The organism is Mycolicibacterium stellerae (assembly GCF_003719305.1).
Classification (GTDB): domain Bacteria; phylum Actinomycetota; class Actinomycetes; order Mycobacteriales; family Mycobacteriaceae; genus Mycobacterium; species Mycobacterium stellerae.
In genome coordinates this window covers 148,600-161,308 of record NZ_RARC01000013.1, presented here as the reverse complement: position 1 = coordinate 161,308, position 12,709 = coordinate 148,600, and the positions used below count along the sequence as shown (strand labels likewise).

Below are 12,709 nucleotides of genomic sequence, written 5' to 3'. Positions count from 1 at the left end.
TTTGACGCTGATGAGGGATGAGACGACGCGGTGGAGGGAGTCGTGAGCTGTCGTCGGAGGCGGCAGATGTGTAGAAGAGGCAGGGCAGCGCCTGGGCCGGGGCGGGAACCGGCGGTGGCGGTGCACCCAACACCGCCGGAGGTTGCGGCGGCATCTTGCCGGGGGCCACCGGAGTGCCAGGGGCCGGGACCGGCGGCGGGGTGCCCGCTGGTGGGAGACCCGGCCACAACGGCACCCCACCCGGCCCGTAGAGAGCAGCCCCGTAGGGCGGCATGCCGGGGGCGGTGACCGGCCCGATGGCAGGACCGGGAAGGCAATCGCGCAGGCTCGGTGGTTCGGGCACAGCCCGCGTGACCGGAAGGAAATCCGCGTAGCAGGTTTGCGCCGCAACGCCAGGGTTCGGCCGCCAGTCCATCCCCGTTCCCCATCCGGTATTGGTGACCAGCGCCCGTACCGGGAACATCTTGGTGGCGTCGGGAAGCGACCCGCACCCCGGGGCGCCGCCCGGCCCGCCCTTGGCGGCCACGATCGGGAGATTGTCGGGGTACTTGTACTTGTCGTCACCGAGCAGGACGGCCGCGTCGGCGACGAAGCTGTATCCGTTACCGCCGATGTTCTTCAGGCCGCCGCCCTGGTTGAGCCACCATTGCGCGCCCACCAGCGTGCAGGTCAGCTCGGGGTTGTACTTGAGCAGCAGGTGGGTGGTCGGGGCCAGGATGTTGACCGCGTCGACCAGATTCCGCTCGTTGCTGGACAATAGGTCGGTGCCCGTCTTCGACAGCCCGATCACGTTGAGCAGCAACGTATCCAAGGCCGCGGAATGTTTGACGACCGTGGTACTTGTCGTGCTCGCGGCGTCCAGCACGGACAGGATGTCGTCGGCTGCCGCGGCGTAGGTATCGCTGAACGATTTGAGCGACCGCCAATCCTGGCGGATGGTCTCACTGCGTGGGTTCAGTTCCAGGAGAACCTGATTGGCGTCAGTGATCGCCTCGCCGATCTGCTGGCCCTGGCCGCGGAAGCCCTCGGACAGCGCGCCGAGTACCGAATTGAGCTTGGCGGGGTCGATCTGGTCGAGCAGTCCAACGAGGTTCTCGAAGACGGTGTTGACTTCGGTGGTGACGTTGCGCGACGCCAGCACGGCTCCTGCGCGCAGATGCTGCGCGCTGGGCTGGTCGGGGTAGACGAGGTCGACGTACTTGGCGCCGAATGCGGTCGTGGCGCGGATTTGCGCACCGACATTGGCAGGGATGTTCGCCGCTTGGTCCGAGTCGATGTCGAGCTTCAATTCGACCTGGTCACGGCCTCCGGTGATGCCGGTGACGTGTCCTACCTGCACGCCGCTCATCATGACTTTGGAGCCGGACTCCATGATGAGCCCGGCCCGGTTCGACGTCACGACGACGGGCACGACGGACTTCAGTGATCCGCTGTAGAGCACGGCGGTTCCGGCGAGCGCAGCAATCAGTGTGACGAGCAGGATGGCCGTCCACCATGCGGGATGGAGGCGCCGTTCGCCGGGTCGGAATTCCATGCGTTACGACGCCAGGTGGAAGCTGCCGGATTGGCCGTAGACGGCCAAACTGACCAGGAGGAGCACGAAGATCGCCGACACCAGCGACGCGCGCACCGCCCGTCCCACTGCTTCGCCCACCCCGGCGGGCCCTCCGGTGGCGGTGTACCCGTAGTAGGTGTGGATGAGCATAATCACGATCGCCATGGCGATGGTTTGCACGAACGACCAGAGCAGATCCTTGGGAATCAAGAAGGTTTCGAAGTAGTGGTCGTAGACCCCGCTCGACTGTCCGTACAGCAGGATCGTGCCCATCCGTGCCGCGATGAACGACATCAGGGCGGCGATGCAGTAAAGCGGGATGACGACGATGACGCCGGTGATCAACCGCGTTGACGCCAGATAGGCGACCGACCTGATTCCGATCACCTCCAGCGCGTCGATCTCCTCGGAGATGCGCATCGCGCCCAACTGTGCCGTAGCGCCCGCACCGATGGTGGCGGCAAGGGCGAAGCCCGCGGTGACCGGCGCGATGATGCGGACATTGACATATGCGGACACGAAACCCGTCAGAGCCTCGACTCCGATGCCGGCCAGCTGGTTGTATCCCTGAACGGCGATCAGGGCACCGGTGGACAACGTCAAAAATCCGACGACCACGACGGTGCCGCCGATGAGCGCCAGCGCACCGACGCCCAGACTCATCTGTGCCATCAGCCGCACGATCTCGGACTTGTAATGCACGACGGCCAGACCGATCGATCGGATGGTCAACCCGTAGAACTGGGTCTGGCTGCCGATCCGGTTCCAACCGCTGACAAAACCGCGCCTGACGCGGGTCAGTCGTGGATGCAGGCGGCTGGGAAGGGCGGTGTTCTCTGTCATCATCACACCCCGAACTGTCCGGCGGTCAACAGCAGATTGATCACGAACAGCGCGAGAAACGAGTAGACGACCGTTTCGTTGACCGCGTTGCCGACACCCGCAGGGCCGCCGCCGACGGATATCCCCTTGAAGCACCCGATGAGACCGGCGGCCAGGCCGAACAGGGCAGCCTTGATCAGGAGTACGAACACGTCGGTTGATCCTGTAAGTAGCGTTAGGCCGGCAATGTAGGCACCTGGGGTCACGTGTTGCACGAAGACCGAGAAGCAGAAGTTTCCGGCCAGGGTCGTTAGCGAGACCACCGCCGACAAGAGCACCGCGACGAGGGAGGCGGCCAGCACGCGAGGCACCACCAATGTCTGAATCGGATTTAGACCCATGACGCGCAGCGCATCGAGTTCCTCGCGAATGGTGCGGGCACCCAAGTCGGCGCATATCGCCGTCGCCCCGGCACCGGCCACCACAAGAACAGTCACCTGGGGCCCGACCTGCGCCATCACGATGCCTGCGCCGGTGCCGGCGGCATCACCGGCGCCGAAGTCCATCAGCAGAACGTTGAGCGTGAACGCCGCCAGCACCGTGAACGGCACGGCGAGCATCAGCGCGGGAACGACCGAGACGCGGGTGATGAACCAGCACTGCAGCAGGAGTTCACGCCATGCGAAAGGGCGACGGCCAATCGCCACCAGGGTGTCCAGTGACATCGCGTAGAACCCGCCGACGCCTCGTAAAGGCTTCGACGCCGCGTTGAGCACGTCCACAGTCAGACCCCTGCAAGTTTGCTGTGCTGCGCGATTGGGTACAAAATTCCTCCATTTGGGCCGGTCGATTCCTCCATTTGGGCCGGTCGCCGAACGCAGCGTATGTGTTCCAGACCACTCGTAGGTACCGGTCGTGACCGGAACGGCGTTTTCGAGCCTAATGACCCGAACCGGTCAGCGGTTGCGGATTCGTCGTCATGGACGTGTCGTGACAGGTGGACGTCGTTATCGACGTCGTGCCCGGGCCTGCACATACGACACTCGAAAGTCGCAATGTCGCAGGATCGAAGGTGCATGCCGCGGTTTGGCACCCTCGTATATCGGTGTATTAGCCTGTCAAACAACATCTTCTGAATAGGCCACCACCAACGCGTTGCGTGACTCCGACGATCATTGATGCCACTGCCGGCCTTCACATACCAGCGTGATGCTCGTGCCGATGAATGCTCCCGGAGCCGCCTGGCAACTGCACCGATTCGTCCCGGCGGTGCCAGCGGCGCACCGGCGCCCGTGTCGATTGCACCGGCGGTTAGTCGCAGCCACCCTTGGGTCCAGTGCGTGCGCGACTGCGCCGCGGTCAAATCAATGAATGACGTTCGTCCCCATCGTGATTGGATAAGGACAAGAGAGAGTCGCGTGCGTGAAGCCCAGCGCCAAGCGCCGAGGCCAAGGTGCTCGTGATACCGTCAAGCAGTGACGGCGCACGGTTGTGCCGACAAGTCAACGGCAACAGCGTTCCTCGCAAGGATGGGTCGATGGCGAGCTCGTCACCGCGCATCGCCCACAAGAGCGACGACTGAAATACGATGCGCTGGAACTTAGCTGTGGTCACCAACGTCTGGCATGCCCTGGTCGACGCGGGTTGCGTGATCCGCTGAGTGCTCAAGTCATTTCGCGGTGAAACCCGCGTCGAACGGAATGACTGCCCCAGTCAGTGATCTGCCATTCGGGCCGACGATCGTCAACAGGAAAGCGGCGACCTCGTTGACGTTGGCTAGACGGTTGATCAGCGGACCGCCAGACAAGTCCACCGCCTCATACAGCTTCGCCAGTTGTTGTTCGCTCAGGTTGCCGTATTCCACGGGTTCCATGCCGCCCGGACATATACAGTTCGCCCTGATGCCGTACTGCGCGTAGTCGACGGCGGTCGTCCTGGTCATCGACACCAACCCGCCCTTCGCTGCGGCGTAGGCTGCGCTTCCTTTGAATCCGACAAGAGCCACCATCGAGCCGATGTTGACGATTGCGCCATCTCGACGCTGCATCATCGATGGCAGAACCGCCTTCGTGAAGAGAAACGGGCCGGTTAGGTCGACAGCCAAGAAGTCGTTCCACTCGTCGAGCGGCGTCTCGTGTAGCAGATACGGAGCCGCATGGAGTCCGGCGTTGTTGATCAGGACGTCAACGCCGCCGAACCGTCGAGTGGTTTCTTCGGCAGCACGCATGGCAGTCTCCGGTGCAGAAACGTCGCCGGGCACGACGAGTGCCCGACCACCAACGGCCTCGATCGCCGACGCAACCTCCACCAGTTTCGCCTCACGGCGACCCACCAATGTGACGCCGGCACCCTCGAGGGCGAACAGCCGCGCTACCGCTGCTCCCAAACCGGTTCCCGCCCCGGTGATCACGGCGACCTTGCCGTCGAGTTGGCCGGCACCCGGTGTCAACGGTTCCTCCACTCGGGAGGGCGCTTGGCGGCGAACGCGGTGACGCCCTCGCTGGCGTCGTCGGTCGTCATCAGCTCGTCCAGTTCGGGTTGGCAGTCGTCCATGGCGGCGAAGACGGCCGTAGCGTCCTGAGCCTTCTGCATCATCGTCAGCGACAGCCGCACCGAGGTGGGTGAGCTGGAAATGATCTCGGCGGCCAACTCACGAGCCACGGCCAGCGCCTGACCTGCCGGTGCGACGCGGTTGGCCAGACCGAGCCGTCGTGCCTCTTCGGCGTCGATGCGGCGACCCGTGACGATGAGTTCGGTGGCGATCGTCGGTGGTATGGCGCGGGGTAGCCGGAAGAGGCCGCCGGCGGCGGCGACCAGTCCGACGTTGACTTCGCTGAGCGCCAGGGTCGCGGTGGTGTCGACGACGAGCAGGTGGCAGGCCAGTGCGATCTCCAGCCCGCCACCCATCGCGTATCCGTTGACCGCTGCGATGACGGGTTTGGTGAGATCCCGACGTGCAGTGATTCCACCGAATCCATTCAGTGGCAACACGATTGGCTTGCCAGTGGCGCTGTAGCTCAGGTCGTTGCCGGCGCAGAAGGCCGTGTCACCGGCGCCGGTGATGACGGCCACCCACAGGTTGGGGTCCGCCAAGTAGGCGTCGAGGATTTCGTCGAGCTCCCGGTGGGCCGGCGGATGCAGTGCGTTGCGCACCTCGGGCCGGTTGATCGTGATGGTCAGCAGGTGGCCATCGCGTTCGACGATCACGTGCTCGAAGGGGCGGTCGAGCGCGGGCCTTGGCGGTCGTCGCCGCGTGGCGGCGCGGCGACTGATGCTGGCCTCGTTGCGGGAAGGACCGGGGGTGACGTAGAAGCGGCTGCCAGTCGGTTCGTCGCTACAGGTGAGCACCTCCAGCAGTGGGTCGGGTGTGCCGTCGGGGTCTGCGGCGACGCCGGCAAGGAAGCGGCGGCCGTCGTCCTCGAGTCGTCCGACGACGATGCCCGTCGGACCAGTCTTGCCGTAGGTGACGGTGTAGCTTTCGATGCTGGCCCAGCCGTGTGGGTGGGCGCTGCGCGCGACGGTGGGTGCGGCGTCGATCTCGCGTTGCATGCCGATGCTGTCATCGGCTACATAGGAGCCGGGTTGGCAGCTGTAGATGCCGACCGAATACTTCGATAGCACACCGCCATTGGCGCCGACGAGGGCATAGCCGCGCTGATCGGCGCGCACGCGATGAACCGCTTCGACGATGGCGTGCATCGAGTAGTTGTTTCCGGCACCGCCGAAGAAGGGCAATCCCCCGGTGAGAGTCAACGGACGGGGATCGTCGGGGGCGAGGCCCAGTCCGTCCAAGACATTGAAGACGGCGATCGGGAAACAGCTGTACAGGTCGAAGTAGCCGACGTCGTCGAGCGCCACACCCGCGGCCTCGAGAGCCAACTCGATGGCGGTCGCTGCGGACGGAGCGGTGGCCAGATCGGGGCGATCGAGCAGGTTCGGTTCGCGAAGGTCGGCCTGACCGCGCAGGAAGACCCAGGCCGAGGTTGGCACACGCAGACGCTGGGCGGCCCCCACCGACGTCATCAGCACGGCCGCGCCCTGGTTGACCTGATCGCGAGCGACCATCAGGCGGGGGTAGGGATCGGCGATGAGCCGGTTGCGGTCGGTGACCGTGGCCAGGTCGTCGACGCAGTACGGGGCGGGCGCCGTCGAGAACGGGTTGGCGTCGGCGATGGCTGCGAAGGGGGCGAACAGTTCGGCCATGGCGCGGAGGTAGTGCGCGCGGGTGTCTCCTCGATGGGCGCGACGGGCGTTCTCCAGCAACGCATACTGCGCAGGCATCGTCGCCAGTCCGTGCGCGATCTGCTCGCGCGACACCAGGCCCCGCAGTCCGTAGCCGCGGTCTTCGACCTCGCCCTCGGGATCCTCGGCGAAGTCGGGACGTCCGTCGGGACGTTCGGCGAAGTGGCGGATAGTCGACATCGCCTCGGCCCCGGCCAGCAGCACGACCTCGGCGTGGCCACTGGCGATCGTGGCAGCGAACTCGTTCACCAGATGTTGCGGGGATTGGCCGCCGGCGACCTCCAGCACGGCGCGGCGGGGATGTGCCCCGAGCCGGACCGCAACCGACCGCGGAAACTTGCTCGAGCGGCCCAGCGGGGCGTGGGTACTCGGCGAGGAGTTATCGAATTGCCTTGTGGTGGCGATGGTATCGATCGCGCCGACGATGTCGGCGGTCGGCGCCCCGCTGTCGGCGATGGCGCGTCGAGCGGCGTCGGCGGCGAGGTCGGCCGCCGACATTGCGGCATAGTCAGGCTGACCGAGCCGGTCGGTGATCTGGCCGACCCCGACCAGGATCGGCGTGCGCGGATCCAGTGACGTCACGGTGCTCATCGGCGATGCGTCGCGCGGGCCAGGCGAGCGGGCAGCCCCTTGGAGGAATAGGCCAGCGCGACGAACCTGCCGAGCGACGCCGGACTCGGTCGGCGTTCGGCGATCATCTGAGAGGCCAGGGCCGGCCACGGGCCGCGTCGTTCACCGATGACGGTCTTGGCTGCGACGAATTCGAAGAGCCCGACATCGCCCTGCAACCGGCCGAAGCCGCTGCGCTTGACCCCACCGAACGGCACCCCGGGAATGGCGTTGCCCACCAGGGCGTCGTTGATGTGCACACCGCCGGTCTGCAGTGCAGCGGCGAGCCGGGCGGCGGTGGCCTGGCTGGTGGTGAAGATGCTGCCGTTGAGCCCGTAGTCACTATCGTTGGCCGCTGCGACCGCCTCGTCCGCGTCGTTGACCCTCACGATGGACAGGATCGGCCCAAAGCTCTCCTCACGGAGCAGCGCCATGTCGGCGGTGACGTCCACGACGACGGTCGGCTCGAAGTAGACCGCGGGACCGTCGACGTGACGCTTGCCGCCCACCGCGATCCGGGCACCACCGGCTTGCGCGTCGCGCAGTCGTTGCTCGAGCAGGTCGGCCTGCTGCGGGCGGGTCAGCGGCCCGAGATGCGACGTGGCCTTAGGACCGAATCGGAGTCGGCACGTAGCAGCCACGACGCCTTCGACGAACTCGTCGTAGACGCGCGCGTCGACATAAGCCCGTTCGGTGGCCATGCAGAGCTGACCCGCGTTGGCGAACGCCACGGCGGTGACACAGGTGGCCGCGCGTGCGACGTCGGCGTCGGCGCAGACGATGGCGGCGTCCTTGCCGCCCAGTTCCATGACGGTCGGGGTGAGCGTGGCCGCCGTGGCGGCCAGGATCTTTCGGCCCACCGCACCGCTGCCGGTGAAGACGACCTTGTCGACACCCGATCGCACCAGCGCGTCACCGGTGGTGCCGTCGCCGGTCACGAGGTGAACCAGATCCCGGCCAGCGGCGTTGATGGCTTCGGCGATGAGCGATCCGGTGCGCAGGGTGATCTCAGATGGCTTGAACACCACGGCATTCCCGGCGATCAACGCATACGGAATGGACTGCATGGGAATAGAGACGGGAAAGTTCCACGGCGCGATCACCCCGACGACGCCGACGGGTCCGTAATGCACGGTGGCCCGTTTGACGACCATCGGTCCCGTCGAGATCTTTCTGGGTGCTAGCAACTTGGGCGCTTTGCGCGCCGCCCACGACCAAAACCCAAGACCGGAAATGACTTCCATGTACGCGTCGACGAGTGGCTTGCCGGTTTCTGCGTGCAAGGAATCGGCGATCGCAGAAGCGTGATCGGCGAAGGACTCCCGCACGCGGAGCAGATGCGCTGCACGGTCGCCGATCGACAGGGCCGACCACTGCTGACCGGCCGTGCGCGCCGCCGAGACGGCCGCGTCGACGCGGCCACGGTCGTCGATGGGCGCTCGACCCACGACGGCACCGGTGATCGGGTTGACCGACTGCAAGGTCGGCAGCGCCGGCGGATCCCCCGTGCCCGCATCGGTGTTGGTCAACGTCATCGAACATCCTCGCTTCGTCCCGCACCGTTCACTGCTGCCACTTTCGGGCCCGCAACCTCCTCAACGGAACCCGTGATCCCGAAAAGCGGCTTCTCAGGCTCCTCCCGGGCTGGCCGAAAAAGCGGTTCTCGCCGCAACCGTCGCGTGAGTGTTGTGTGGCCTGACGTCGCGCCCGCAGACTCGACTCCGAATGGTGCGCGACGGCGCCTGCCGGGTGTCACCGGATAGAAATGAGACTTCTTGCATGGCTTCTGAACACGTCATCGTCACCGGCGCGGCCAGCGGGATCGGACGAGCCGCGGTGCGGCTGTTTCGGGGCCGCGGTGCGCTGGTCACGGCTACCGACGTCAGCGCGGACGTGGTCGAGGCGTTCTCCGGTGACGACGCGGTGGATGCGGTGGTCGGTGACGTGACCGACAGTGCCTTCTGTGTCGCCCTGGTCGATCAAGCCGAGGCGCGCAGCCCGGTGACGGGATTGTTTCATTCCGCCGGGATAATGCCGGGAGGCGATATCGCAGACGTCGATGCTGACGACATCCAGCGCGCCATGACCATCAATTACGGGGGCACTGTCAACGCGGTCAAGGCGGTCCTGCCGGTCATGCGGCGCCGCCGCCGTGGCCAGATCGTCGTCATGGGATCACTGACCGGGTACTTCCCCACCAACAAGTTCGCGGCCTATTCCGCCAGCAAGGCGGCTGTCAACGTCTTCGTGGAGACCTTGGCCGCGGAGGAGAAGCGGCATGGCATCGACGTTCTCTTGGTGGCGCCCAACGCCGTCAAGACGCCGCTGCTGCGGCAGGCCGTCGGCGGGCCGCCGGGCATCGCCCGAATCGACGCCGGGCAGTCACGAATGGGCATCACCGTTGACGCGTTGATCGCCGACATCGACAAGGCAATGCGCTCCGGCAGGTCGGTCATCGTGCCGGGAGGACGGTCGTCCTACCTGCTGCGTCGCCTCTCGCCGCGGTTCGCATGGTTCGTGGTGGGCAAGATCAACCACTGACCCGGGCCCCCTGAGTCAGGTGCCGACGGATGGGGAGCCGTGCGCCCGTTCCGAGACAGGTGCCCATGCTTCCCAGGTGGCGAGCCGCTCGGCGTACCGGCTTCGGGTGTGACGGAGCGCCGTGCGGCCCAGGATCAGCCGTAGCGGCGGTTGGGGCGAGTCCACGACGTCGAAGAGCGCCTCCAACGTGGCGTGTGGGTCGCCGATGTCTTCGGGTCCGTAAGTGGCCCTTAGCCCTTGGCGAACACCGTCGTAGGCGGCATTCGGGGTGGCGAAGCGCAGACTCGACTGGGTCGAGAAGTCGGTGGCGTAGGGACCGGGCTCGATCAGCGTCACCTTGACTCCGAAGGCCTCCACTTCGATCGACAGGGCCTCCATCATCCCCTCCAACGCCCACTTCGATGCGTTGTAGAGACCGAGCGCCGGCTCGCCCACCAACCCTGCCAGACTCGACACCGACACGATGTGCCCGCTGCCCTGATCACGCAATATCGGTAGCGCGGCTTGCGTCACCCGAAGAGCGCCAAAGAAATTCGTGTCGAGCAGCGCCTGAACGTCAGCCTCGCTGACCTCCTCCACAGCTCCGAGAAACCCATAGCCCGCGTTGTTGACCACGACGTCGAGCCGCCCGAAGTGGCGGTGAGCTTCAGCCACCGCGTGATCGACGGCATCACGATCGGTGACGTCGAGCCGCAACGGTAACGCCGAGTCCGGATACGCCTCGGCCAGACCGGCGAGCGAACCGATGTCGCGCGCCGTCGCCGCGACCTTGTCACCTCGAGCCAAGGCCGCGGTCGCCCAGATACGGCCGAAGCCACGCGAGGCCCCGGTCACGAACCACACCTTGCCGCTCATCGGTTGCTCCTCGAGATTTTCTGAAACCGCACGAAGTTATGCACTCAATGCACTATAATCGTGCAATGCGTGCACCGCCAAGCGAGGCGATCGGCTCGATGGCGCTATCCGAGCGTCGCCAGGCGCAGATCGTCGAAGCGGCACGCGCGGTCTACGTCCGGACGGGTTTCCGGCATTGCTCGATGGACGCCATCGCCGCCGAGGCACGCCTGGCAAAGCGGACATTGTATCTGCACTTCGAAAGCAAGGAGGCGATCTTCCAGGCGCTACTCGACGCGTGCGAGCGAGCGATTGCCTCCCGCACCCAGGCCGTCGCGACGTCGTCGGCTCCCCTGGAGGAACGGCTCGCCGATCTGCTCTACGCGTACTTCGGCACCGGGCTGGAGTGGTTCGGCGATGACGCGCACCTTCACGAATTGCACACGTTGACAACGGATGACCCGGGAACGTACCGAACCCGAAACATCGAGCAAGAACTCCTCGGCCGGGTCGTCGCGTTGCTCCTGCCGTCACTGCCCGCCGCAGGCAAGGTGACCGCGGATGAACTCGCTCGTGTAGCAGTGTTCGCGGCAGTCGGGGCCAAACGGGCAGAACGCGTCGATCCTGCGGCGTATCGACGCCACGTCATCGAGATCGCCAGGTGCCTGTGCGCGAGCTGATCCCGCCCTCGACTCCACGCTCGCAGCCTGCGAGCACGGAACGGAATCCACGACAGCACGAAGAGGGGAACACCATGGCGCGAATGACCTATGTCGATCAAGCCGACCTTCCAGAAGTCCACCGCGGTCTGCTCCGCTACCCGTCCAACCTCGCCGGGGTTCTAGTACACAGTCCCGGTCTGACCCATGCGCTGTCGGCACTCGGTGCGCACCTCATCAAGCACAGCCGCCTCGACGGGCGCATCCGCGAAATCGCCTGTCTGACAGTGGGATGGGAGGCACGCGCACCCTACGAGTGGGCCCATCACCTCAAGACAGGACGGGCCGTCGGCGTCACCGAGGCCGACATTGCCGCGATCAAGGGCAACGGGACGGCCCGCGACGAACGCACGGCGGCGGTCATCGACGCCGCTCGCGAGGCGTCCACCGGGCCGGGAGTCGCCGCGGCAACCGTCGACCGCCTCGCGGGGATCTTCGAGCCCGACGAGCTCGTCGACCTCGTCTTCACGGTGTGCCACTACTGCGGGGTCACCCGCCTGCTGACGTCCTTCGACATCGACCTCGAGGACGACTACCAGCAGTACCTCGCGGCCGATCCGCTGCCGGTCGACTGACAGCGCTAGAGGAATGCGAATCTGCGCTCCTGGTCGACGGTGACCAATCGGCCGAACCGTAGACCGGAGAAGTGACCGCCGGCGATGACGTCGGGTTGGTCGGTGAGTTGGTGTGCGAGCCGCTCGCGAACCCCTCGGGCCGCGGTGCGGTCGAGGTCGTAGACCGCCTCCCACGTCGGGTCGGTCAGCTCGAAAGTGCAGTGCGCCACGTCGCCGAGCACGAACATGCGCTGATCGTCACTGGAGACGACGACGATGGTCGATCCGGGGGTATGCCCGGGGGCGTGCAAGGTGTCGACACCGGTGGCAATGGTGGTGTCGGCGTCGAAGAGCTCCAGACGGTCGGTGAGCGGCGAAAGCTTGCGCCACGCACCTGGATTGGGATCGGCGCACTCTATGAAGTAGGCCCAGTCCGCAGCGTGCACACGATGGGTGGCGTTGGGAAAGACGATCTCACCCTTCTGCGTCGCCCATCCGACGTGGTCGAAGTGCAGGTGGGTGAAGAGCACGTCGGTGACGTCCTCGGGGTTCGCCCCCAGTTCGCGAAGGCTCTCCAGGAACTGGCCGCCGCGGTACTTCTCGCTGTTCACCGCGCCGACGCCGGCGTCGATCAGGATCGTGCGCTCACCGGTGCGCACCAGGAAGCCGCCGAGGGTGAAGTCGAGGTTGCCCCGCTCGTCGTGAAGTTCGGGGTGGCACGACCACGGGTCCGGATCGCCGGGTCGGTCGAGAAACTCGCGCGCCGGCTCCCAGCCCATTCCGTCGTAGACCGGCTCGACGGTCAGCCCTCCGATTCTCACGACACATCTTAG

11 protein-coding genes are annotated in these 12,709 nt (G+C 65.9%); 3 read left to right on the top strand and 8 right to left on the bottom strand.

Going from position 1 to position 12,709, the window contains the following annotated elements:
* The 6 genes from D6M19_RS18090 to D6M19_RS18060 all read right to left on the bottom strand — a co-directional run.
* The coding region (locus D6M19_RS18090) for an MCE family protein (protein ID WP_123026606.1) at nucleotides 1-1,534 on the bottom strand (1,534 nt) is incomplete at its 3' end.
* A gap of 3 nt (nucleotides 1,535-1,537) precedes the next feature.
* Nucleotides 1,538-2,401, bottom strand: coding sequence for an ABC transporter permease (locus tag D6M19_RS18085; RefSeq protein ID WP_407665362.1), 864 nt, complete (start codon nucleotides 2,399-2,401; stop codon nucleotides 1,538-1,540).
* Nucleotides 2,401-3,102: an MlaE family ABC transporter permease gene (locus tag D6M19_RS18080; RefSeq protein ID WP_206428562.1), complete on the bottom strand. Its 702-nt coding sequence runs from the start codon at nucleotides 3,100-3,102 to the stop codon at nucleotides 2,401-2,403. The genes D6M19_RS18085 and D6M19_RS18080 overlap by 1 nt, the downstream gene beginning before the upstream one ends.
* Before the next feature lie 944 nt (nucleotides 3,103-4,046).
* Entirely contained in the window at nucleotides 4,047-4,826 is a 780-nt protein-coding gene (locus D6M19_RS18070; protein ID WP_234834917.1) for an SDR family NAD(P)-dependent oxidoreductase, read from the bottom strand.
* Complete coding sequence (locus D6M19_RS18065; RefSeq protein WP_123026603.1) at nucleotides 4,823-7,210, bottom strand: acetyl-CoA acetyltransferase; 2,388 nt, start codon at nucleotides 7,208-7,210, stop codon at nucleotides 4,823-4,825. The genes D6M19_RS18070 and D6M19_RS18065 overlap by 4 nt, the downstream gene beginning before the upstream one ends.
* Nucleotides 7,207-8,763 carry an aldehyde dehydrogenase family protein gene (locus D6M19_RS18060; protein ID WP_123026602.1) on the bottom strand — a complete coding sequence of 519 codons (1,557 nt, stop codon included), beginning with the start codon at nucleotides 8,761-8,763 and terminating at the stop codon, nucleotides 7,207-7,209. The genes D6M19_RS18065 and D6M19_RS18060 overlap by 4 nt, the downstream gene beginning before the upstream one ends.
* Nucleotides 8,764-9,007: 244 nt before the next feature.
* Here D6M19_RS18060 and D6M19_RS18055 point away from each other — a divergent pair, with 244 nt between their 5' ends.
* Nucleotides 9,008-9,769 carry an SDR family NAD(P)-dependent oxidoreductase gene (locus D6M19_RS18055; protein WP_164478561.1) on the top strand — a complete coding sequence of 254 codons (762 nt, stop codon included), beginning with the start codon at nucleotides 9,008-9,010 and terminating at the stop codon, nucleotides 9,767-9,769.
* A gap of 15 nt (nucleotides 9,770-9,784) precedes the next feature.
* Here the strand turns inward: D6M19_RS18055 and D6M19_RS18050 are convergent, their stop codons facing one another.
* The gene (locus tag D6M19_RS18050; RefSeq protein WP_123026600.1) at nucleotides 9,785-10,624 is read right to left on the bottom strand and encodes an SDR family NAD(P)-dependent oxidoreductase; all 840 of its coding nucleotides are present in this window, start codon (nucleotides 10,622-10,624) and stop codon (nucleotides 9,785-9,787) included.
* 65 nt (nucleotides 10,625-10,689) lie between these two features.
* Here D6M19_RS18050 and D6M19_RS18045 point away from each other — a divergent pair, with 65 nt between their 5' ends.
* Together D6M19_RS18045 and D6M19_RS18040 are read left to right on the top strand one after the other, a co-directional pair.
* Nucleotides 10,690-11,283: a TetR/AcrR family transcriptional regulator gene (locus D6M19_RS18045; protein WP_164478560.1), complete on the top strand. Its 594-nt coding sequence runs from the start codon at nucleotides 10,690-10,692 to the stop codon at nucleotides 11,281-11,283.
* An 83-nt stretch (nucleotides 11,284-11,366) separates the two neighbouring features.
* Nucleotides 11,367-11,897, top strand: a complete 531-nt coding sequence (locus D6M19_RS18040) for a carboxymuconolactone decarboxylase family protein (protein WP_164478559.1) — start codon at nucleotides 11,367-11,369, stop codon at nucleotides 11,895-11,897.
* A gap of 5 nt (nucleotides 11,898-11,902) precedes the next feature.
* Here the strand turns inward: D6M19_RS18040 and D6M19_RS18035 are convergent, their stop codons facing one another.
* A complete protein-coding gene (locus tag D6M19_RS18035; protein WP_123026629.1) occupies nucleotides 11,903-12,697 on the bottom strand; it encodes an MBL fold metallo-hydrolase in 795 nt (264 codons plus the stop codon).
* Nucleotides 12,698-12,709: the final 12 nt, after the last annotated feature.